General features: G+C 37.1%; 25 protein-coding genes and 1 pseudogene. 17 read left to right on the forward strand and 9 right to left on the reverse strand.

What is annotated here, in order from left to right; translation table 11 throughout:
- Window positions 1–78: 78 nt before the first annotated feature.
- Window positions 79–828 (forward strand): C40 family peptidase, encoded by a 750-nt coding sequence (locus tag ACFOW1_RS01795; protein WP_379011880.1) that lies wholly within the window; start codon window positions 79–81, stop codon window positions 826–828.
- A gap of 102 nt (window positions 829–930) precedes the next feature.
- Here the strand turns inward: ACFOW1_RS01795 and ACFOW1_RS01800 are convergent, their stop codons facing one another.
- Genes ACFOW1_RS01800 through ACFOW1_RS01815 form a run of 4 tightly spaced genes read right to left on the reverse strand, consistent with a single transcriptional unit; the run spans window position 931 to window position 2,596 of the window.
- Window positions 931–1,113, reverse strand: a complete 183-nt coding sequence (locus tag ACFOW1_RS01800; RefSeq protein ID WP_379011882.1) for a hypothetical protein — start codon at window positions 1,111–1,113, stop codon at window positions 931–933.
- Window positions 1,114–1,164: 51 nt separating this feature from the next.
- Entirely contained in the window at window positions 1,165–1,596 is a 432-nt protein-coding gene (locus ACFOW1_RS01805; protein ID WP_379011883.1) for a sulfite exporter TauE/SafE family protein, read from the reverse strand.
- 16 nt (window positions 1,597–1,612) lie between these two features.
- Window positions 1,613–2,161, reverse strand: coding sequence for an inorganic diphosphatase (locus ACFOW1_RS01810; protein WP_379011884.1), 549 nt, complete (start codon window positions 2,159–2,161; stop codon window positions 1,613–1,615).
- Between the two features lie 36 nt (window positions 2,162–2,197).
- On the reverse strand, window positions 2,198–2,596 hold the full coding sequence (locus tag ACFOW1_RS01815) for a hypothetical protein (RefSeq protein ID WP_379011885.1): 399 nt from the start codon (window positions 2,594–2,596) through the stop codon (window positions 2,198–2,200).
- Window positions 2,597–2,816: 220 nt separating this feature from the next.
- Here ACFOW1_RS01815 and ACFOW1_RS01820 point away from each other — a divergent pair, with 220 nt between their 5' ends.
- The 3 genes from ACFOW1_RS01820 to ACFOW1_RS01830 all read left to right on the forward strand — a co-directional run bounded on the left by ACFOW1_RS01820 (window position 2,817) and on the right by ACFOW1_RS01830 (window position 6,529).
- Window positions 2,817–3,362 (forward strand): fasciclin domain-containing protein, encoded by a 546-nt coding sequence (locus ACFOW1_RS01820; RefSeq protein WP_379011888.1) that lies wholly within the window; start codon window positions 2,817–2,819, stop codon window positions 3,360–3,362.
- A 681-nt stretch (window positions 3,363–4,043) separates the two neighbouring features.
- Window positions 4,044–6,026: an RHS repeat-associated core domain-containing protein gene (locus ACFOW1_RS01825; RefSeq protein WP_379011889.1), complete on the forward strand. Its 1,983-nt coding sequence runs from the start codon at window positions 4,044–4,046 to the stop codon at window positions 6,024–6,026.
- Window positions 6,027–6,031: 5 nt separating this feature from the next.
- The gene (locus tag ACFOW1_RS01830; protein WP_379011891.1) at window positions 6,032–6,529 is read left to right on the forward strand and encodes a hypothetical protein; all 498 of its coding nucleotides are present in this window, start codon (window positions 6,032–6,034) and stop codon (window positions 6,527–6,529) included.
- Window positions 6,530–6,575: 46 nt separating this feature from the next.
- Here the strand turns inward: ACFOW1_RS01830 and ACFOW1_RS01835 are convergent, their stop codons facing one another.
- Complete coding sequence (locus tag ACFOW1_RS01835) at window positions 6,576–6,797, reverse strand: hypothetical protein (RefSeq protein ID WP_379011893.1); 222 nt, start codon at window positions 6,795–6,797, stop codon at window positions 6,576–6,578.
- Between the two features lie 462 nt (window positions 6,798–7,259).
- Between ACFOW1_RS01835 and ACFOW1_RS01840 the strand changes: the two genes are divergently transcribed.
- The 11 genes from ACFOW1_RS01840 to ACFOW1_RS01890 all read left to right on the forward strand — a co-directional run bounded on the left by ACFOW1_RS01840 (window position 7,260) and on the right by ACFOW1_RS01890 (window position 16,183).
- Window positions 7,260–7,475, forward strand: a complete 216-nt coding sequence (locus ACFOW1_RS01840; RefSeq protein WP_379011895.1) for a hypothetical protein — start codon at window positions 7,260–7,262, stop codon at window positions 7,473–7,475.
- A 9-nt stretch (window positions 7,476–7,484) separates the two neighbouring features.
- A complete protein-coding gene (locus tag ACFOW1_RS01845) occupies window positions 7,485–7,886 on the forward strand; it encodes a hypothetical protein (RefSeq protein WP_379011896.1) in 402 nt (133 codons plus the stop codon).
- A 150-nt stretch (window positions 7,887–8,036) separates the two neighbouring features.
- Complete coding sequence (locus tag ACFOW1_RS01850) at window positions 8,037–9,083, forward strand: RHS repeat-associated core domain-containing protein (RefSeq protein WP_379011897.1); 1,047 nt, start codon at window positions 8,037–8,039, stop codon at window positions 9,081–9,083.
- Window positions 9,084–9,086: 3 nt separating this feature from the next.
- Complete coding sequence (locus ACFOW1_RS01855) at window positions 9,087–9,488, forward strand: hypothetical protein (RefSeq protein WP_379011898.1); 402 nt, start codon at window positions 9,087–9,089, stop codon at window positions 9,486–9,488.
- 472 nt (window positions 9,489–9,960) lie between these two features.
- On the forward strand, window positions 9,961–11,958 hold the full coding sequence (locus ACFOW1_RS01860) for an RHS repeat-associated core domain-containing protein (RefSeq protein WP_379011899.1): 1,998 nt from the start codon (window positions 9,961–9,963) through the stop codon (window positions 11,956–11,958).
- 36 nt (window positions 11,959–11,994) lie between these two features.
- Window positions 11,995–12,618, forward strand: a complete 624-nt coding sequence (locus tag ACFOW1_RS01865) for a hypothetical protein (protein ID WP_379011901.1) — start codon at window positions 11,995–11,997, stop codon at window positions 12,616–12,618.
- Between the two features lie 186 nt (window positions 12,619–12,804).
- Window positions 12,805–13,863, forward strand: coding sequence for an RHS repeat-associated core domain-containing protein (locus ACFOW1_RS01870; RefSeq protein ID WP_379011902.1), 1,059 nt, complete (start codon window positions 12,805–12,807; stop codon window positions 13,861–13,863).
- A gap of 94 nt (window positions 13,864–13,957) precedes the next feature.
- Complete coding sequence (locus ACFOW1_RS01875) at window positions 13,958–14,341, forward strand: hypothetical protein (protein WP_379011903.1); 384 nt, start codon at window positions 13,958–13,960, stop codon at window positions 14,339–14,341.
- Between the two features lie 93 nt (window positions 14,342–14,434).
- On the forward strand, window positions 14,435–15,553 hold the full coding sequence (locus tag ACFOW1_RS01880; protein ID WP_379011904.1) for an RHS repeat-associated core domain-containing protein: 1,119 nt from the start codon (window positions 14,435–14,437) through the stop codon (window positions 15,551–15,553).
- A gap of 10 nt (window positions 15,554–15,563) precedes the next feature.
- Window positions 15,564–15,962 carry a WapI family immunity protein gene (locus ACFOW1_RS01885; protein ID WP_379011907.1) on the forward strand — a complete coding sequence of 133 codons (399 nt, stop codon included), beginning with the start codon at window positions 15,564–15,566 and terminating at the stop codon, window positions 15,960–15,962.
- Between the two features lie 35 nt (window positions 15,963–15,997).
- The gene (locus ACFOW1_RS01890) at window positions 15,998–16,183 is read left to right on the forward strand and encodes a hypothetical protein (RefSeq protein ID WP_379011909.1); all 186 of its coding nucleotides are present in this window, start codon (window positions 15,998–16,000) and stop codon (window positions 16,181–16,183) included.
- Between the two features lie 36 nt (window positions 16,184–16,219).
- Here the strand turns inward: ACFOW1_RS01890 and ACFOW1_RS01895 are convergent, their stop codons facing one another.
- The 4 genes and pseudogenes from ACFOW1_RS01895 to ACFOW1_RS01910 form a co-directional block, all read right to left on the reverse strand.
- On the reverse strand, window positions 16,220–16,546 hold the full coding sequence (locus ACFOW1_RS01895) for a DUF1493 family protein (RefSeq protein ID WP_379011910.1): 327 nt from the start codon (window positions 16,544–16,546) through the stop codon (window positions 16,220–16,222).
- Window positions 16,547–16,590: 44 nt separating this feature from the next.
- Window positions 16,591–17,490: pseudogene (locus tag ACFOW1_RS01900) on the reverse strand (hypothetical protein); the annotation flags it as partial.
- 124 nt (window positions 17,491–17,614) lie between these two features.
- Window positions 17,615–18,682 (reverse strand): tyrosine-type recombinase/integrase, encoded by a 1,068-nt coding sequence (locus ACFOW1_RS01905; RefSeq protein WP_379011912.1) that lies wholly within the window; start codon window positions 18,680–18,682, stop codon window positions 17,615–17,617.
- A gap of 529 nt (window positions 18,683–19,211) precedes the next feature.
- Entirely contained in the window at window positions 19,212–21,797 is a 2,586-nt protein-coding gene (locus ACFOW1_RS01910) for a bifunctional YncE family protein/alkaline phosphatase family protein (protein WP_379011914.1), read from the reverse strand.
- Window positions 21,798–22,130: 333 nt separating this feature from the next.
- On the opposite strand from ACFOW1_RS01910, the gene ACFOW1_RS01915 reads away from it, so the two are divergent.
- On the forward strand, window positions 22,131–22,463 hold the full coding sequence (locus ACFOW1_RS01915; protein ID WP_379011916.1) for an ArsR/SmtB family transcription factor: 333 nt from the start codon (window positions 22,131–22,133) through the stop codon (window positions 22,461–22,463).
- Window positions 22,464–22,522: 59 nt separating this feature from the next.
- Complete coding sequence (locus tag ACFOW1_RS01920; protein ID WP_379011918.1) at window positions 22,523–22,996, forward strand: DUF6428 family protein; 474 nt, start codon at window positions 22,523–22,525, stop codon at window positions 22,994–22,996.
- The last annotated feature ends 6 nt before the right edge of the window (window positions 22,997–23,002 follow it).

Consider the following 23,002-nt stretch of genomic DNA (forward strand, 5'->3'; position numbering starts at 1 on the left):
AAGTAATAAATCACAATAATAACAGTTTAGATGCGCCAAAGTATATTTTCCATAACTTGTTTGTAAAATAATGAAAACATGCGTTTTGTAGCAAGCATAGTGGCTGTTTGTCCTATTCGTAAAGAGCCCGACCATAAAAGTGAAATGACTAGCCAACTATTGCTTGGGGAACATGCTGAGGTATTGGAAGTGCAAAAGGAATTTGTACAAATCAAATGTTTGTACGATGGCTATATTGGTTGGTGTCAGCGTGTACAATTGGCGTTTACGAACGATTTTGTTACCTCAAATCAGTTTGTGGTGAATGCATTTGATAATGTTCATATCAATCAACAACCTTGCCGTGTAAGCTTTGCTATGCCTGTGTTTCGGCAAGCTTTGCTCTTTGATAATTTTGAGATTGATTATAAAAATATAGCAACGCTTGACGCTGTCACGAATACTTTTTCTGCTGAAAATATTACCCGATATACCAGCATCTTTTTAAATACGCCCTACTTGTGGGGTGGCAGAACATTGTTTGGAATTGATTGCAGTGGTTTTGCTCAGCAAGTGTATAAACTATTTAATAAACAAATACCTCGAGATGCATACCAACAAGCTGAACTAGGCGAGGCATTGGGCTTTTTAGAAGAAGCCATTTGTGGGGATTTAGCTTTTTTTGATAATGAAGCTGGTCTTATTACCCACGTTGGTATCATCCTTAATAATCACCAAATCATTCATGCAAGTGGTAGGGTTAGAATTGACACTATTGATAGTGCTGGCATTATTAGTAGCGATACAGGACTTCGAACCCATCATTTACGGGTAGTGAAGCGGTATTAATACATGTGTTTATTAATGTGAATTGAGAAACTATTACTCATTATCCACAAATAAAAGCGCCGCTCTACAAAGAGCGGCGCTTTAAATATGAAAAATAGGTTATTAAGCTGGTGTATTTTCGTCTATTAAATCCATTGCTTTCACAAAATAGGTGAATACACCTGGCAAGGCTAGCCAAAAGAATTTACGTGTAAATCCATTTACATCGTATAACATCACTATCATGATTGCTAACCATATAAAGAAGTACACCCAATATTTAGCAGTAGATTGTTTTGTTTCCATGTTCATTTATTTTTTGCAAATATAGGGTTGCTATAACAAGTAAGCAACCTGTTATTTTTTTTCTGTTATTATCTCTGTTGTTGTTTTATTAACCTGCTTTTCATTGGGTTTATCCCTATCTATAAACAGCATTTTTATGGCCGTTAAAATAAGCATCAGTGCAAATATTTTCTTTAATGTTTGTTCGGGTAATACAATGGCCAATTTGCTACCAAAAAAACCACCGATTAAAAAGCCCGCCGATACCATCAATACCACTTTTACATCTATATGTCCTTGCTTATAATATTCTGTTACTGCTAGTATCCCTACTGGCAGTAACAAAATACCAAGTGAAGTGCCTTGTGCCGACTTTTGCGAGAAGGCTAAGAAATAGACCAAGGCTGGTACTATTACGATACCGCCACCTACACCTACCATACCGCTAAGCATACCTGCTACTAGCCCTATGATTAATAGGATAATAATAGTTGTAATGGTCATTTTTCTCAAGTTAATATTATTTTACAAAAATTTCTTTATAATATTCGATGGCTTCTGTCACAATATTAATAGCCTTGGCTTTGTCGCCAAATTCTTCCACTTTCACACTTTTGTTTTCCAGTGCTTTATATTCTTCAAAAAAGTGCCTTAGCTCGCTAAAAAAGTGTTGTGGTAGCTCTTCAATATTATTATGATGGTTCACACTTGGGTCATTGGCAGCAACTGCAATTATTTTATCATCAGCCTCACCACCATCTATCATTTGCATAACACCAATTACTTTTGCTTCTACCAAAGTAAGTGGTACCAATGGTAATGATGTAATTACTAAGATATCAAGTGGATCTTTATCGCCACCATAAGTTTGGGGAATAAAACCATAATTCACAGGATAGTGGAACGATGAGTAAATAATTCTATCTAGTTTCAATAAACCGCTCGCTTTATCTATTTCATATTTGCAACGGCTACCTTGTGGTATTTCTATAATTGCATTTACTACTCTTGGTGCATTGTCGCCGTAAGTAACACCATGCCATGGATGAAGTACGCTTGTTGTTGTCATAGTTATTGTTTTTTAGATTGCTTTAAACTTAATAACCTATAAGTTAGGATTAAACGTGTACTTAAAATCTACTACCCATTTGTTATTTTGGTACACTACTTTTATTTTTCTGCCTATTTTGTCGTAAGAATTGCTGTAGTTGATGATGGTTTCTTTGTCAGTCACATCTGTAATTTCTCCAATATTAATAGAGGCTTGTCTAAATTGTTCTCTACCGTCTCTATCTTTTTGGCGGTAATCTGTTTCTATTTTATCTAAAAACTGTTTGTTTTGGGCGTCTTGCAGCATGTAGAAATAAGCTTTTGCAAAGTCACCTTTTAGCGAAGCGTCTATAAATTCCCTACCTGCGTCTAGTGCGCTGCTTGCGTCTTGGTAGCTACTACTGTTTTTGCAGGCTACAGAAAAAAATATGGTTAGAATCAATAAATATCTCATGCTAAAAATTGTCAACGCGTTCAAGCGAAGATAAGCACCTCTACGCAAATGATTGCATCAAATTACAAACTACTTATTTGTTTACTATTTGTTAATCCAATGTACTTAGTGATCGGTTTTTCGTTCAACAGCAACAATCTTTTTGAAAAAACTAAATCCAAAGTTTTCCTGCTGCCGTATCTAATTCTGTGAAATATTAAAACACATAAAATTAAACAAAATGAAAAAAATCGCATTAGTATTGTTCGCTGCTTTCGCATTCACTACCACTTTCGCTCAAAAAGAAAAAACTGTAGAAGTAGGTGGTGCACCAATGTATCCTTCTAAAAACATCGTTGAAAATGCAGTGAACTCTAAAGACCACACCACATTGGTTGCCGCTGTAAAAGCAGCAGGTTTGGTTGAAACCTTACAAAGCGCAGGTCCTTTTACTGTATTTGCGCCAACTAACGCTGCCTTTGCAAAATTACCAGCAGGTACTGTAGAAACTTTGGTAAAACCAGAAAACAAAGCTACACTTACTAAAATTTTAACTTACCATGTTATCGCAGGCAAGTATAGCTCAAAAGATATTGCCGCAAAAATTAAAGAAGGTAATGGTACAGCTAGTTTCACTACTGTTTCTGGCGGTACTTTAAAAGCTTCTATGAAAGGTAAAAAATTAATCCTAACAGATGAAAAAGGTGGTACAAGCACCGTAACTATCGCTGACGTATTCCAAAGCAATGGTGTCATTCATGTTATCGACACAGTTGTAATGCCTTAATATATTAGCATTAACCAAAAACCAATAGCCACTTGCAATTGCAGGTGGCTTTTTTGTACCTACCAAAAGAATTCTATCGTACAATTTTTAGAAAGGCAATAATTTGTTGTAACAGTAGTTTAACCCTTATCATAAGCACCGTTTTTTACCTAATCATTTCATACACTCCCCATACACTATCCATACTTCGGGTATAGCTCGGGTATACCTCGGCATTAGGGCAAAAGAGCGCGATACATTAATATTAAATAAAAAATTATAATAATGCATATTTCTCTATTTTGAACTACCTTTTTGTGAACATTTATCACCACGTCAGCCTCCTAGTCGTCTCCAGCTTTATTCTGGTCCTAGAGTTGTAAACCGAGTGCTTTTAGTTTTTTAGGCTGTACGCCAAAATATTTTGTGGGGCAAGGCCGATCCCCAACTAGGCGTAGGTGTGCCATCTTCGCACTCGGCGTACGGCTTGGCCTACGACGTTCTTAAACACATAGCATTTGCTACAACAAATACAAATTAACCAATCCTAACTACAAGTAGCATTAACTACCTTACCCAATAACGGTACAAAACAAAGGAACGATTACGTATATCTACGATGCAGCAGGTAATAAACTAGAAAAGCGCAGCTATGAGACGGCTATCAACACCACGACTACCACCAGTTATATTGGTGCTTTTGTGTACCAGCAAATCAATACTGCGACACCTACGCTACAGTTTTTTGGCCATGAGGAAGGTCGATTCCGTCCATCTACCTATGCAGCAGCGTTTGGAGGTTTTGCAGCTGACTATTTTATTAAAGACCATTTAGGCAATACCCGCACGGTATTAACCGACGAACAAATCACCAACATTTATCCTGCAGCTACATTAGAAGATGGGGCAGTCGCAACAGAGCAAAACTATTATAATATTAATACTGCAGACATTGTAGATAAATCTACATTACGAGACTTTCAATACCCACCTGATAATACGTTTAACTATGCCAACAACAATAAGATACCTAACCCTAACCCGAACAGCAATACAGGTTATACAAGTTCCAAATTGTATCGCTTAAATGCTAGTAACGGTGATAAGATAGGTTTGGGTATTACCTTACAAGTAATGGCAGGCGATAAAATAGACATTTTTGGTAATAGCTATTGGAAGGACTTTAACACAGGTGGTAATAACGCCAATAGCAATTTTACGCCTAATATCATAGCCAGTAGCTTTGCAGGTACACATGGCAGTGGTGGCACAAGCCAAGAAGCATTTTATGGCATACAAAACCAAGTGACAAGCTATGATTATTGGGCTATTTATTATGGTTTTTTGCAGTATGCAACTGGGCGCAACACTTATACTAACAATCCTAACTTGACGACACCTAAGGCATTTATCAATTATATGATATTTGATGAGCAGTACAATCTTGTAACTAGTGGTTGTGGCAGTAGTGCGGTTGGTGGGCCTAATACGGTAAAAAGTCACCACGATGATGGTGCGATGCAAGGAATTGCAATACCGAAAAATGGCTACATTTACATTTTCTGTAGCAACGAGAGTCCTGTGGACGTGTTCTTTGATAATTTACAAGTGGTGCAAACCAAAGGGCTATTGGTTGAGGAAACGCATTATTATCCGTTTGGGTTGACGATGGCAGGAATTAGTAGTAAGGCATTTAACAACTCTCCAACAAATAGATTTAAGTTTAACGGGAAAGAAGAACAACGGCAGGAGTTCAGCGATGGCAGCGGCTTAGAATGGTTGGACTTTGGAGCGAGGATGTATGATAATCAGATAGGGAGGTGGAACCATATAGATGCTAAATCTGAACTATACTTTAACTGGTCGCCTTACAATTATGCTCTTAATACTCCTGTTAATGCCATTGATCCAGATGGTAAATTAGTCATTTTTATTAACGGGATGGCTGGCAGTTCACAACAAGGAAATAGTAGTTATTGGCGTAGAACCAGGACTGTTATAGATAGATCAATATCGTTAGGTTCTAGCTCTTTCGGTATTCCTTTATCAAGAGATACCTATAAAACTGTTGTAGAAAATTTTGATGAACAGGTCATGAATCATTTCAATGATAAGAAATCTATGTATTTAGACGGATCTGTTGGTGGTGTTGGAACTATATTTTCTTCTCCTGATTTTTATACTGGGGAATACAATAATCTGAATTCTGCATTCCGCTATAATGCGGGCTATAATGATGGAGAAGCCCAAGTTGCTGCAATTATACAAAGCCTAGCAAAATCTAACGGAGTTATTACTGAAAGCATAAAGGTTGTAGCCCATAGTATGGGTGGAGCTTATGGAAAAGGCTTTATACAAGCCATTATAGATTATGCTAAAAAACACCCTGATGAGTGTATAGGATTAAGGATAACAGAGTTTGACTTTGCATCTTTCCAGCAAAATCAATCATCAAATAAGGGAGTTAAGGGAACTTCTTTAAAGCAATATGATAATAAAGGCGATGTTGTTGTAGGTAAAGGTTTATATGGAAGTGAGTTTGCTACCGAAGAAGGAGCAGAAGAAAGAGTTATGGATAATAGTTCGGGCAAAGGGCACTTTATATTTGATTTTTTAGACAAGATTAAAAACCTATCAGAAGGCACATATATTTTTCAAAACGGTGAATTTGTCAAAGTCAAGTAGATACTATGTTTAAAAAACTCAATCCCCTCAAACTGATGATATACTGGTTGCTTTTGCTTATAGTAATTAGCATCATTGTTATTCCAATACTTTTTGCCACCACGATAGGCGGGGAACAACGTCCTTTAACTTTTTTAGTTTATATGATATTGTTTGCTGTGTATGGAACTTTGATATTAAGCATTGTTACACCTGTTTTTTACTTTGATTGGTTTAAGAAATACTGGTACATTAATTTGCTTTTTTTTGTTCTATCAGGATATTATGTAATTAAAGATCAAAAGAGGAATACGAAAATTGAATATAGTTTTAAGGAAAAGACTGATCATATAGGGGATGATGAAATTAGAACAGTAAAAGAATATTATAACCTCGATCCGGAAGAAATTAGAAGTGAAAGTTATTGGAAGAATGGTAGGAAGGATAGTACGTGGATTGTTTATGCAAAAGATGGCAGTATCATAAGTAAAGAAAAGTATAAGGATGGGAAATTAATAAAATAGCAATAACAACAAAGCCGCATCACTGCGGCTTTTGTATTTTATGTAGTTAACCTTTTTGCAATAGCTTTTTTGTAGTTGTTTGCAGTTGAGCAGTGGTAAGGTAGTTGTCAACTACTTTTAAAATCGTTTCCCTGTCATCATCATCAATTTTATCCAAGAGCTCCAAGCGGTGCAGCATTTTTTTATCCTTCACAACAAAAGAAGAAGCACCCACCAGATAATCCAAAGACACATCAAGAGCATCAGCAATCTTTACAGCTACTTCCACGGAGGGCGTAATCCCCAACTAGGTGTAGTTTGTAACCTTAGCGTCTCGGCGTAAGGCTTTGCCCATAAGTGTTCGAAACCTAAAATAATAGTTTGCTGGATTACGTTTTATACTAAATGACAGCAAAAGAATTAATCAACTTATTACCAGCCGATTTGCTTAATGAGATTGGTATGGAGACCAAGGTCGATAATCAAGTTAAGAAACTTAAAGGTGATATTATATTCAAACTACTATTGTTTTCCATGTTGGGTACAGATAAATTTAGTTTGCGAGTAATGGAAGCATTTTTGGCATCTGCTAAATTTTTGGCTCAATTTAATTCCTCAATTAGGGTTTCAGACTGCAAATACAACTCGATAAGAGAGCGGGAATATTGCATAGGGAGTAGGCGAATATCTTGGTAAATTTGCATCAGAGAAGGGTCTTCAAACATGGGAAGAATGGGTTACTAAAGATTTCGTGAAAAGTTTTGAGGAGGTCGTGTTAAATAGCAATAATAAAATTCATTTTAATTTAAAGGGCATCCCTGATGTTGCAGCAGCTGTTGCTGAAGGGGCAACTAATGGGTCAAGAATTACTAGTTGGGAATTATACATGATTAAGTCAAATCCTCAGGCACTTGCAAGAACAACCTTTTATGATGAAGTTGGAAATATCGTTAACCCTTTTAAATAATTATAAGTTATGAATTACGAGGTGTTTAAGTCTGATAGGTATTTTACCTTGTTTGATATTAATGTTAGTCACGGACAATTATTGATACGTTCTCAAAAAAACGGCAATGCTTATAATATCGATATAGTTTTCTTCGGAACTACCTACATGCAGGTAAACAATCGTTTATCAAAAATTTCTATCAAGCTAATTGAGTCAAAGGATAATCCAATAGCCTATAATACAGTTAAAGAATATTTGACTTATAAAAATAGTAACCTTTTTCAGCTAGAAAGTAATGGAGAAGTTTATTACATTATAGCCTCTTTTGTCAGAGTTTTTGAAAACGAACTTAGTTTTAATGAAACGAGTCTAAATCATGAAGAAAAAGGACGTGAAAAAGAAATTGCAACAAGTATTATATCATTATAAACCGCTCAGCTTTGGTTCGTGTCCCCCCAACTCGGCGTAGTTTAGCATTCTCGCACTCGGCGTATGGCTTTGCCTACGCTGTTCTTAAACAAGTAGCATTCGCTATAATTATTGTACATTTATAGAAGAAATTCGGTCACAAGTAGTAACGTGTTCTTTGATAATTTACAAGTGGTACAAACCAAAGTGCCATTGGTTGAGGAAACGCATTACTATCCGTTCGGATTGACAATGGCAGGGATTAGTAGTAAGGCTGCAAACTCTACCCCTAATAAATTGAAATACAACGGCAAGGAAGAACAACGGCAAGAGTTTAGTGACGGCAGTGGGTTGGAACTTTATGATTATGGCGCTAGAATGTATGATAATCAAATAGGAAGATGGGGTACTATTGACCCCTTAGCAGACAAGTACAGAAAATGGTCACCTTATAATTATACAGTTGACAACCCGATAAGATTTATAGATCCAGATGGAATGGGTGTAACAGAATTTGTTAAGGATAACAATACAGGAAAAATACATTGGGATAAAAATGCAACTTCGCAAGAGACAACAAAATCTGGTGAAACCTATTTAGGCAAGACATTAACATTTAAATTCAACAGTTATATTGACAAGAAACTTTGGGATGGGCCATTGGGAAGCATACCAGCGGGAAATAAATTAACTACAACAGTAAATATAACAGGTAAATCAAATGCAAAAGGTGAGTTAACAGGGATTACTGCAACAATGCCACCTCCTGTAATTGGCTCAACACCTTTTCCACCAGGTGCTACAGGTAGAGACAGCTATCCGGGTCTTGGCGCAGATCAAAATAAATTTAGTGGAACTTCTAACTCAAACGGAAGTGCTACAATTAGTATGGAACAACATGCAAGTGTAAATAAAATGGAAGAGCTAGGTATGAATGTCATGGGTTACAACATAGTAAATGTTGCTCAAAAATTAGATATTGATATTTCTTCAAATGGAAATGTTAACGTATCCTGTGCAACAGATTTATTTCCTTCAGCAACGTTATCGGTAAATGGTTCTAGCATTATGCAGTACAACCAGCCTTCATTTGATAAGAATTTTGTGTTGCCAATTAAGTCCATCAATTCAGGCTCATTTAATGGAAATACTTTTTTCCAAGGAGGTGTTATTAATGATTATTCATACATGCCAGCAATTTGGTATAAAAGATTATAAATTATGCTAAAACCAAAATATATAAATATATTAATTTTTTATGTTTCGAAATATATATTTTTTTTTATTTTTCTTATGTTTAAATATAAGGATTACAGAGTATTAGAGATAAATGAATTAAAAGATTTTGCAGATTGGTTTTTGTACCTGTGGCTATTCTTATTTTTGCCTATAGCTTGTTCCATTATTTTCGGTATTCCAATGTATTATATTTTTAAAATAAACAATAATATATACATGGCTTCTTTGCTAAGTGCAGTTATTGTAGGGGAATATTTTTTCTATACCAATTTTGCTTCGCAATTAGATTTAAATAACGGGATTTATAATGTAGTACTAAGTGTAGTATTTCTTTTTTTATTTTTCTTCAAAGAAATAAGTCCTCTTCTTCAAGGAAAAAAATAAACCTATTGATTCTACCCGCCAGCGAGCATAGAAACAGCCAGTGCTTAGCGTTTGTTCGTGTCCTTTAGGGTTGCATTTTATTAATTCATCAAACAAATACTACTATTATCGTTTCTTTTTTTGGTACTTTTTTTCTTTAGTAATCCACATTTTTGTGTGGATAAGACTTAACTAACAGCAGCGGCACTTTATGTTCGTGTCAGGGTTAAAGACCCCAACTAGGCGTAGGTGTGCCATCTTCGCATTCGGCGTACGGCTTAGCCTACGCCGTTCTTAAACACATAACATTTGCTACAACAAATACAAATTAACCAATCCTAACTACAAGTAGCATTAACTACCTTACCAAATAACGGTACAAAACAAAGGAACGATTACGTATATCTATGATGCAGCAGGTAATAAACTAGAAAAAAGGACGTTTGAAACAGCCTTAAATACCACCACCACAACCACTTATATCGGTGGCTTTGTGTACCAGCAAATCAATACTGCGACGCCTACGCTACAGTTTTTTGGCCATGAGGAAGGTCGATTCCGTCCATCTACCTATGCAGCAGCGTTTGGAGGTTTTGCAGCTGACTATTTTATTAAAGACCATTTAGGCAATACCCGCACGGTATTAACCGATGAACAAATCACCAACATTTATCCTGCGGCTACATTAGAAGATGGCGCAGTTACCACGGAGCAGGGGTATTACAATATTAATACGGCAGCTATTACAGCAAAATCTACATTACCTGCTTTTAATAACCCGCCAGATAATACGTTTAACTATCCCAACAACAATGGTAATCCGCCAGTGAATAATAACCCAAGTAGTAACACGGCGGCTACTAGCGCCAAATTGTATCGCTTAAATGCGAGTAATGGGGATAAGATCGGTTTGGGTATTACCTTACAAGTAATGGCAGGTGATAAAATAGACATTTTTGGTAAAAGCTATTGGAAAGACTATAACACAGGTGGCAATAATGCGAATAGCAATATTACGCCTAATATCATTGCCAGCAATTTTGCAGGGACACACACTGCGAATACTAGCAGCGAGGCGTATTATGGTATACAAAACAAATTGACAAGTTATTCAGGTGATTATTGGGGTATTTATTATGGTTTTTTACAGTATGCTGCTGGACGCTATACCTATTATAGCAATCCAAACTTGACGACACCTAAGGCATTTATCAATTATATGATATTTGATGAGCAGTACAACTACGTAACTGGCGGCAGTAGTGCGGTTGGTGGGCCTAATACGGTAAAAAGCCACCACGATATTGATGGTGCGATGCAAGGTATATCAATACCAAAAAATGGCTACATTTACATTTTCTGTAGCAACGAAAGTCCTGTGGACGTGTTCTTTGATAATTTACAAGTGGTGCAAACCAAAGGGCCATTGGTTGAGGAAACGCATTATTATCCGTTCGGATTGACGATGGCGGGGATTAGTTCTAAAGCAGCTAATACTTTAGAAAACAAATATCTCTACAGCGGTAAAGAGAAACAGGACAAAGAGTTCAGCGATGGCAGTGGATTAGAACTATACGATTATGGTGCAAGGTTTTATGATGCACAGATTGGAAGATGGCATAAAACAGACGGAAAAGCAGAATTGTACTTTGCTACATCCCCCTACGTGTATGCATTGAACCAACCAACACATGCAATAGACCCTGATGGTAATGTTGTTATATTTATTAATGGTAATCATTTTAATACGCCTTCCCAAGGTGCACCAGGTGCAAGCTATTGGAGAACAACGCAAACGGTTATAACTGGATATCATAACGATCATGATGACTATTATAATTGGAGTGGCCCTATTTATGGAAAAAGAGAAGTTCAATTTGATGGTCTAGTAATGTCACAATTGAATGACCATCATACCCCAAGATATTATGATGGTTCTTTAGGCGGTAATCATGCTTTGGATATAACGGGCGAAGATAGAGGAATGTATGCATCTGATAGAATACAAGCAGGTTATAATCAAGGGAAAATAGATGCTGCAACAATTATTGCTAATTTGGAAAGAGACAAGAATCATAATATAATAGAAACTATAAAAGTTATTACCCATAGCATGGGAGGGGCGTATGGAAATGGTTTTGTAAAAGCTTTAAAGGAGTATATCCGTACTTTACCTCTTGAATTGCAGAAACAAATTAAAATTACACTTGTAGCAGATTTTGATCCATTTGATGGAAGTGAAATTATTGCCGATAGTGATATTAAAACTCAACAATTTAAACATAAAGGAACATTTTGGGAAAATTTAAAATTTTGGAATTTATCATGGTTAGCCAATGAAGACGAAAAAGGGTTAAATCAAGAGGATATTCTAACGAATAAGGGTACGAGCACAAGTCATATATTATCTAGTTTCTTGGGGGAAATCAGTTTGCTCTCAGAAGGTACTTATAAATGGAATAATGAGCAAAATAAATTTGTAAAACAATAAGATTTTTTTTCGATGAACCACAAAATAATTGTACGAATGTCCTTAATTATCTTTTTATTCCTATTTGCATCTTGCGATGGGAATAGTAGAAAAAATACACCTAATGAATTTTTGAACCGTACCGTAGTCGCTAAAGATAATTATAGTAAAGACAGTAGTGAAATTATAAGACAGTTAAGGAATATCTTAAAAAAACATGAAGGTTTTTTTTATAGTAAGCAGTATTTTGAGGGGACTGTTCTAATCATTGATACCTTTCTTTATAGCCCTAATTTGAATAAATTGGCAGTTTTTGTAATAACAAAAAACCCAACTTCAAGGCAATTATTTTCAACTAGTGAATATGCTTGGTATTATGATGCAACTTGCTATTTAGGTATAAGGCAAAATGATACCATTTGCATGAGTTGGATAGGACCAAGTTTTAGCAATTTTTCCGATAGGGATGAACTATCTGAAACATTAAGGAATGAATATTTTACCAAATATGCCAAAATAAAAAATGTGGAAGGAGATTATCGATATAGGTACAATATAGGCGATGTTCGTTTTTGGGATTGTCCAATATGGGCAGAAGTTGAGGAGAAAAAGCGAAAGCGGATAGAGTTTGAAGAAGAAAAGAAAAAACACCCCGAAAATATTTACGAGCCGAAGCAGTAACATAGAACATTAAGCCACTTAAATAGATGGCTTTAATGTTTTTAATATTCTACTTTATAGTCTTAACTAGGCGTAGTTTACCATCTTCGCATTCGGTGTACGGCTTTGCCTACGCCGTTGTCCTAATCGTAGCATTTGCTATTATTTCACTAAAGTTGTACAAGTAATTCAGTTACTAATAGTATCGTGTTCTTTGATAATTTACAAGTGGTGCAAACCAAAGGGCCATTGGTTGAGGAAACGCATTACTATCCGTTTGGACTAACAATGGCGGGGGTAAGTAGTAAGGCGGCAAATGCTTTGACCAATAAACTAAAATACAATGGTAAAGAAGAGCAACGACAAGAATTTAGTGATGGAAGCGGTTTAGAGTGGTTGGATTATGGTGCAAGGATGTATGATAATCAAATTGGAAGGTGGAGTGTAATTGATCTGAAAACAGAGCAGTTTAGAAAATGGTCACCTTATAATTATTGCGTTGATAATCCAATAAGATTCATAGATCCTGACGGAATGGGGGTTTACGATATTGTTTATTTTGACCAAAAAGGAAATGAAATAGAAAATATGCGTGTTAAGTCTAACACAGAATTCAAAGCAATGGTATTAGTTGATCAACCTCAAGGAACAGCTTGTACTAGTCCTACGTTTGTAGAAGCACCAATGCCCCAAATTATTCAAGATAAAAATGGTGAGAACGTTTCTACGCCTCAATATCAAAAATATGATTATCAAATTGCTGCCTCTACCTTTGTGTTTAACCAAGATAAGAATAATGGTAATTTGCAATTGTATACTGATGGAAATCAAAAAATACCACAAAGTGCCAATTCGCAAATACCAAATTTAGACCCAACAATAGTAAAAGCTATTGCTATGCAAGAATCTGGCGAAGGAACAGATGCAAAAATGAACGGGAAAAAAGATGTGATGCAAGTAAATAATGGTGTTTCTAATTTTCAAGATTATAGTCCTTATAAAGCAAATTATGGGTTATCAAAGGGAACTGTTCCAGACCCAGTAACTTCCATAAACGCAGGTATTAAAGATTTAGCAACTAAAGGCTTTAAAGGTGGTATTGGCTATGATGCACTGACAGGAGCTTCTACATTTACATTTAAGGGATGGAACAACGCTATTAAAAATTATAATGGAGGTGGAGTGGCAACATACCAATCTTCAGTATTAAAAATGATTAGTAATTCTACATTACCTAAAGTTGAAAATTATGTTCAAGGGCATTAAAATCATATTACTAACAGTTTTTATCTTTATCTCATATTTTCAAAGTAAGGGACAAGACCCATTAATTCAACAAATATTGGAAAAGAACAAGCCGATGAAGCTATTTGTTTTGGACTCATCGTTCTCTCGTTCAGGATATAACAAAACGTGTATTACGTATTTGGGTATTATTAAATCAAAGGAAAATAAAAGTTTTAAAATTTTATCTTGGGGAAGAATTTGGGGTACTAATAGACATACAACGGGAGTAATTTTAGTTTATGATAGTTCTAATGAGTATATCGGGAAATATATTCTAGGTAGTTTTTATGATCTTCCTAATAAGATTAAAAACAATAGGTTGTACTTTTTTAAAAAGAAAAATTCCAATTGTAACTCATTCCTAATTACTAAAATAGATTTTAATGATGGGCCTCCAAAAGAGATTTATATAAAATGCATGGGAAATTTAGGCGATATTTATTCTTTCAGTAAATAACATACTTTACTAGGCGTAGCCCAACTCTTATTAATTTGCCATCTTAGCACACGGCGTAAGGCTTTGCCTACGCCGTATTATTAATCGTGACATTTGCTGCTACTCCATTGCATTTATACAAGCAATTCGGTTACGAATAATAGCGTGTTCTTTGATAATTTACAGGTAACGAATACCAAGGAGCCATTGGTTGAGGAAACGCATAACTATCCGTTCGGGCTTACAATGGCGGGGATTAGTAGTAAGGCGGCTGGGAGTTTGGAAAATAATATTAAATATGCTGGCAAAGAAGAACAAGACAATGAGTTTAGTGATGGTAGTGGATTAGAGTGGTATGATTATGGGGCGAGGATGTATGACCAGCAAATAGGTAGGTGGAATCAGATAGATCCATTAAGTGAAAGTTATGACGATTTATCACCGTATCATTCTTGTGGAAATAATCCTATAAAATATGTTGACCATGATGGGCGGTTTTTTGGTACGATCATAGGAGCAGTAGTTGGGGCGGTGATAGGAGGGGTTAAAGCTGCGGTACACCATGAAAATATTTTAAAGGGGATAGGAAAAGGTGCAGTATCTGGTGCAGTAGCAGGAGCAATCGTAGATTTAACAGTAGCTACTGCAGGAACGGGTACTGTTGCATTAGTGGCAGCGGGTGCATTATCAGGTGCAGGTGGAAGTATAGTTGATCAAGCTTTAGATGGCAATAAGATTAGTTGGGGGCGGGTGGCATTGTCAGGAGCAATTGGTGGAGGCTTAGGTTATTTAGGTGCAAAAATAGCACCTATTCTTGCAGGAACAAAGGTTGGAGGATGGTTTGGAATGGGTGGTTCTCAAAGTGGCAATAAAGTAATAATAGGTGAAGTCGAAAATGCTGGTATTGCAGCAGAAGAATCAACGGCTTCTACCACGGCAGTAGGGAGTCCAAAGCCGCCATCTACACCAGTTGGTAGAAGTGGACAACATATGGATATTAATACCCCAAATGCTGCAACAGCAATCGATGGTGTAACTTTTAGTGGGCATGCTTTGGATCAAATGCAATCACGAGGTATAATATCACCTACAGCAGTAATTGATGTTATTAGGAATGCTACAACAAGGGCAGCAGGGAATACACCAGGAGAATTGGTTTTTATTAAAGATGGCCTTAAAGTTGTTACAGATGCTACTGCAACAAGGGTAATTACTATAATGAGACAACATTAAAAATTAGTAAATGATTATAACAGGCGACAACGGTGAAACTATAGAGATTTGCAATTTAGGTAGACTGTATCCACAGAGTACAGAGGAAGCAGAGGCAGATCTTATGAAATGCAAAGTAAACGTCAATTTACAAGGGTTTGCTGCATCTTTTAGTTTTCACTCTCGTAAGTCTGAATTGAATTATTGGAAACAGGCACTTCAAGGAATATTAAATCAGGAAACTAAAGATGTGCATCTTTCAACGTTGGAAGGCGACATTTCTTTATTTCTACAGGTTGATTTATTAGGTAGACTTTATTGTTTTGCCAATTTTGTTTACCCAGTTGAATCTGCAAACAAATTATCATTCAAAATGTGCATAAATGATATAAATTCTTTTATTATTGGGTTAAATGAAATTATAGAATAGAAAGACCCTAAACTACGCCTAGTTGAGCTCTGGCCGTGCCTATTGATGAACTGGTTTACGGGCAACCGAACGAGAAGGTCAAGGACAACCTTAAGGATGCCAATTTGCTCAACATGTTCACTAAGGTGCAGTTGCTGGACAAGCAGGATTTGGTGGCTGTTAAGTCCATGCTTAAAGCTTATATTTTCCAGAAGGACACACAGGCAAGATTGGCTCAATAACAACAAAGCCACCTAAACGGTGGCTTTGTTGTTTTATCAACCGTTTATTATTTCTTCATCTAATCGACCTGCTATCATTGCCTTTTCAAGATGCCCAATTGTAAAAGGTTTGATTTCTCGACTTTGCGGATTAAAAACACTTGGCTCATCATAAAAATACTTAGTAATATCAAAATTAGTAATATCAACATTATATTTTTTTGCAAAGTTGATTATCAATTCTTCTGCCTCATCACCTGTAACACCTAAACCATCTTCAATTAATGTTTCTCTAATTACAAGCAATTTATATTCGCCTATCTGTCCTCTTACAAAATCAACTAATTCAGTAAAGCGATTTTCAACTTCAATGTTCTCGCCCATTATTTATAAATTATCTGTTATTAATTATCTCATCTCCTTTCCCCTTATTTCTCTAAAGGAAAAGCTCGTGGTACAATAGGTATTCCTGTAGCTTGAGATTGCTTCTCTGCAAGCCAATTACCCATTGAAGGTGCAATATTGTATGTTGCATCCCATAACGTATAATATAAAGATGCTCGCCCTAAAAGCTTCGACCCCCATCTTCCCAAATACCTCCCCCATGTACTAGCATAACGTTCCGCCCCATTAAGCGTATGTGTATACAATCTTTTTTTACCCAAAATATCAATAGGTTTCTTCCACTTTCCTAAAGTGCCTGAAAGTGTAGTTGTCCATTTTGAGGAATTTGGCAACACAGGCCCAAACCACTTTTTAGGTACAGGCATAGTTAATAAATTAGTTACCCAGGAACCACCACGCAGCCACCAAGAGTTTAATCTATTACTATTGCTTGGATTGTTTGATTTCTTGCTCGGGTCAAGTATAACTGGTTGTAGTATTTGCATCTTACCTGTATCAAGTCCAAACGGATCTATAAAATTCATAGGGTTATTTAGAACGTATGCATAAGGACTCATGTTGTAATGTATTGCAGAATTTTCAGGGGAAATAAAATCGCTTTTATACATTAACTCTCTACTATCTTCACCATCTAAAGAAGCAAATTGTTGTTTAAAGGCGTCAGCTAAATTACCTGTTTTACCCATTACCCCATCTTCAGTAACTTCATGATTATCATCATTATCCCCATATTCATTTTCTTGCAATGGGTCTTGAACATGCCATCTTCCAATCTGCGCATCATACATCCTAGCCCCATAATCTAACCACTCTAACCCACTTCCATCACTAAATTCTTGTCGTTGCTCTTCTTTACCGTTGTATTTCAGCTTATTCGTTAAAGCATTTGCTGCCTTACCACTTATCCCCGCCATGGTTAATCCGAACGGATAATAATGTAATCAAGCACAACGCTTAGTAGTAAAGTAATTCAAAGAACAGTAATGCTTGTAAAACTAGCATATAATGCAATAAATAGACACTTTAGGCGACAGTTTTCAGCCATTTTTACATTAAGTCTTCATCCCCAGAAACTAAACGCTTGTGTGCGTTTTTAACTTGACTATTTAAGTAATCTTGCACGATTACTACGTAGCGGTAAAATTCCTTGCTGCCCGCTGCATGACCAGAAATGCGTCTCACTGAGTTTTCATCAACACCTAATAACAGTAACGTAGTAATAGCCGTGCGACGCATCGTATGTGCGGTAATATGCTCATAGAACTTGTAACCCTCACCTTTCCTCTTTTTAATTTCAACAGGTTCGCCTTGCTTTTGCTTGATTTTTGGAAGATTGTACACCCAGCCAGCACTTTTAATGAGTGTTTTTATTTGAAGATTTAAGTTAGTGCTTGATAATCTTGGTAATACAAAAACACCGGCTTTTTTCTGATACTTTTTTAAAATGGCCATCGCATAATCGGGTAAGGGAATTTTCACTTCAGTACCTGTTTTTTGTGTATGCAATACAATATACACACCATCTTCTGCAAACTGAATATGTTGTTTTTTCAAGCGCATTAAATCTTGATAGCGCAAACCAACAGTGCAGCCGAAAACAACAATATCTTTCGTGCGTTGCAGACTGGCTGGTAAGGATGATTCAAAATGCGTATCCGTAATAAGAAATTTTAATTGGGCAGGCGATAGCACAACAGGATTGGTATGTTCGGTGGGAATTCTGAACTGACAATGAAATACGCCTACAGGTAAGCATTTGTCTTTAAGCAGATAATTAAAGAACGCTTTTAAAATTTTGAACACAGAATTGGTGTATTGGTCGTAACAGTTTTTCTGCTTGTACAAAAAGGCGGAAAACTGTTTAAAGAAGCGACACCAGTAAAGCTTTTCTTTTTGCAGTACACGCAATGAATTTTTTGTTAATAGCAAAATTCGCAAGGGGTTTGGTTGCAATTGCTGAAACTGTACTAATAATAAAAGCACACATTGGTATTGTTCAATAGTACCTGCTCGCACTTTTTTACCAGAAGGCATTAAACGGCGACCTGATTTAGAGGCGGTAATAAACTTTTGAAATTCAATGATCAGCGATAGTTGTTTTACTGTTGTAGACATGATACGTATTTAGTTGTAAAAATTAAATACGTATCATATTATGTCACTTGACGCTCAGATTTTGAAAAACGCTGTTTTCATTGGATGCATCAAACAACTCTTTTTGCTTCAACATCGCCTTGGTCTCTGCTCTTACAAATGGTTTTATCAGCATCTCAATAAGGCATGGTTAGTACAATATCATCTCGGTAAAAGCAGTTGCATCAATGGTTTTATTTACAATAGACCAAAAAAGTTAGTTTATTTCACGAACAAGCGTTCCAATAGATCGATTTTTTGTCTCTTCGAACTTCACAATAGTCGTTTACGGCATGCCGAAGCGCAGGCAAAAGATATGTCTGAAGTTATAATGTGAAATATTGTATCTTCAAATTATGGCATTCTACTATAACATATACAGTCAATACCGCGCATACTTTATTATTTGCACTTTTTATCAATAGGTAGTGTTTGATAGCAACAAGGCATCTAACGAAAAATGAAAGTTAGAGGTGTTAATAATACAAAATTATTTGAATTAATCAGCCTCCTAGTCATCTCCAGCTTTATTCTGGTCCGAGAGTTGTAAGCCGAGTGCTTTTAGTTTTTTGGGCTGTACGCCAAAATATTTTATGGGGAAAGGCCTATCCCCATAAATAGTAGACCACATATACTTGCTGAACAATAGGGCATCACTGTCAATCAGGTCTGGTTTCGAAAAATCTATGCGCTGTGTTAGGGGCGCTAATAGTGCGGTTGTTTTGCTTAATTTATTTTTTGGTGGGTTCATTTCATTGACAGCCACCCCAGGCTTAAGGGCGGTATAGCCTGTAAAATCTGGTGTATTTACAAAGCAGTCGGTCATTAAAGGTGCCATTGCTACCAATTGGTTCATGGGTTGTACACCAAATATTTGGCAGATGGTATGTAGCACAGATGATTGGTTGTAAAATTTGCTCAGCAATAGGTGACGTTTGGCATAAGGACTTGCAATATAACACACACTTCTGTGGGCGTCTACATGGTCGGTACCACTTTGCGGGTCGTCTTCGTTTACAAATACAGCCATGTCTTTCCAAAATGGGCTTTTGGTAAGTGCTTCTATTACTCTGCCAGTGGCCAGATCGTTGTCGGCAACATAAGCGCGTGGGGTAGGAATGCCATCACCATAGCCGCTGGTGTGGTCGTTCGGCAAATAAATGATCATAAATTCTGGTAGGCTACCCTTGGCTTCATATTCATGCAGGGCGTTGATAAATCTATCAGCTCTTACTTGGTCGGTAATGGTTAAATTCCAGCCAGGAAAACGCAAATCGCTGTATTTTTCTAGATTACCTAATTGATAAGCACATTTGTACCAAACAGAGTCGCTGTTTGATTTCCAAGCATCATAAATATTAGTCCAGGTTTTGCCCGGTGTTACTTCTGCCAAATCGGTTTCGCCAAAATTTCTGAAAGAAATGCCTTTACGTATCAGGTGATCCCAAATAAATCCACAGCCAGCATAACACAATGGGTCTGTACCAAAATCGTAGGCGCAACGCCCAGCAGAGAAATCTTTTTCGTGGTAGGGGGTGGTAATACCTTGTATGGCCCATTGGTGACCGTCGCTAGAGTTGACGCCATTGCAGTAATAGTTGTCAAGCAGTACAAATTGCTTTGCTAGGCTATGTGCGTTAGGTGTTACGCTATCACCAAATTGTACCAGCTTGGGGTCGCAATTGCCCATACCTATATCGCCTAGCTCTTGGTCAAATTTTTTGTTTTCTCTGATAATATACACCACGTGTTTTATTGGCGAAGGTTCGCCAGTAGCCGCAGGAACTGGGGTAGGACTTGCTTTCGCATTAGCCTGAGTTTGTGCCCTTAACATATCAATAAAATGGAAACCTTTTTTGGCAGTAGCCGAATAGGCATCCAACTGGGCTTTGTTTTGTGGGATAGCTACTTTTTGTAAAGCCCCTTGCTTCAGCGGGGTTACATTACCTATGAATATCTGGTGTCCATCCGTACAAACAGCGCCTGGGAAACCACCCGCAGCTAAAAAGCCATAAGGACCATTTTGCGGGTGTTTGGGGTCAATCAATGCAATGGCGTTGTTACCTGCATTGGCGGTGTACAATACTTTGCCGTCTGGGCTAAAAGCCAATGCCGTAGTGAGGCTGCCATATGGTAAGGCTGCATCTGGTTTGGTGTTAAAGGTATTTACAACTGTCAACGTTTTGGTGTCTATCACGCTGATGCCGTCACCACTCTCGTCGCTCACATATAATAGGTTGCCGTCGGGGGATAATACCATCGATTCTGGATGTATGCGGGTACTAATTTCTGCTACAGTCTTTTTGGCTGCAATATCAATAACGGTAACCGAGCCGCGTAGGGCTATCGAGCGTTCATCTACCGCCACCTCTGTTCCTGCCGATTTTTCTGTTCTGTCGCCTTTTTTTGGATGTGGGCCTCCAAAATTACTGACGAAGGCCAATTTTTGGTTTTTGCTGATTACAATTGCATAAGGGCAAACGCTAACTGGTATACGACCTATTATTTTGCCTGCAGCAATATCCACCACGGCTACTTCGTTGGGTATGGCAAGGGCCACTAAAGCTATATGATTGTCACATAATCCGATGCCCAAGGGTGTGGTGGTTTTATCACCAACAGATACATCTATTTTTTTACGAAGTGTGATTGCGCCCGCATTGTTAATATTGCCTATATATAGGTTTTTCTTAGCCCCTGTAAAATAAACAGTAGAGTCATCGGCATCTACTGTAAGCCCGTACATGCTGCCGCCTTCATTTTTTTCGTAAGGTAGCTGGCTTACCACGGTAAAACTTTCGGCATTTACAACCGCCAATCCATTGTTTTTCTTCACCACCAAAAACTTGTTTTGTTTTGCTAGGCCAAGGTTTAATACCCTGGTCCCTTTTTCCATACCCAAGCTTTGACCCGCAGGATTGAATAAGTTACTATTAGCGAATAATTGGTCACCTACCGTAAAATGCCTCCAAGCGCTATCTACCTGCGTTCTTTTATTTTGGTTGTCCCTTGCAGTAATTTTTGGGTTTTGTTGTGCGATTGTTGTTAATACAAAAAGACAACTAACCAAGGCAGCGATAAGTTTTTGCGATTTCACCTGAAATGTATTTAAAGATGTTATTGGAAAAAGCAAATGTCAAGCTATCATTGCCTTAATTGACTAACCCAATATTAACATAAGAATAATAATTTGTTATCACAGCCTGCCATTCTACTTGTCTATATATTACATCATTAAAATAACGCTGTTTTGTTCCCGTAGGCTATAACTAGTCTGACATCCGACCATACATTATGCAACAACTAATTTGATAACCGTTAGCCCTAAAGACCCATAACGATGGTAAAACAGTGATGCGGATTTTATGTATCCGAAAAATTTATTTGTCTGCTTAATTGCTTAATCGTTATTTTGCGATAAATCAACGCTATGGGTGTTACAAAAGCAGAAGAATTTTCAGTGAAGGATAATCGTATTGCGCGCTACGCCAAAGCTTTATCCCATCCAGCGCGTATTGCTATTCTAAAGTTGCTTATTAAAAAACAAGCCTGTATTTGTGGCGATATTGTAGACGAATTGCCATTATCGCAAAGCACGGTTTCCCAGCATTTGAAAGAATTAAAAGAAGCAGGATTGATAAAAGGTGATATTGATGGCACCAAAGTTTGCTACTGCATAGATGATAAAGAGTGGGCGCTTGCAAAAATGGCTTTTGCTGAACTTTTTGAAAGTCTGCAAGCGATCAATACGACTTGTTGCTAATTTTTTTGATTATATTCATCGGTATTTAACGATAAATGCCACTATAAAACATAGAGACTATGAAACTGTCCGAGATTAAGAAGCACCTGCAAAACACAACAGCGGTACATTTTACATTGCCAAGTGGCGAGATGGTACCAGAACATTTTCACGTAACAGAAGTGGGTTTGGTAACCAAGCATTTTATTGATTGTGGCGGCACAGAAAGGCTTGAACGTGTGGTAAATTTTCAGTTATGGGATGCCAACGACTTTGATCATCGCCTAAAGCCACAAAAGCTATTGCATATTATTTCACTATCTGAGCAAAGATTGGGGATAGGTGATTTAGAAATAGAGGTGGAGTATCAGACTGAAACTATCAGCAAATATGGCTTGCATTATAATGGTGACAACTTTGTATTAGTACCAAAACAGACTGCTTGCTTGGCACAAGATAGCTGTGGAATACCGCCATCGAAGCAGAAAGTTACGCTTAACCAATTACAAACTGCGAAAGAAAGCGGTTGCACACCAGGTAGTGGCTGCTGTTAATAGTAA

It is taken from the genome of Parasediminibacterium paludis, from assembly GCF_042651445.1.
Taxonomy (GTDB): Bacteria; Bacteroidota; Bacteroidia; order Chitinophagales; family Chitinophagaceae; genus Parasediminibacterium; species Parasediminibacterium paludis.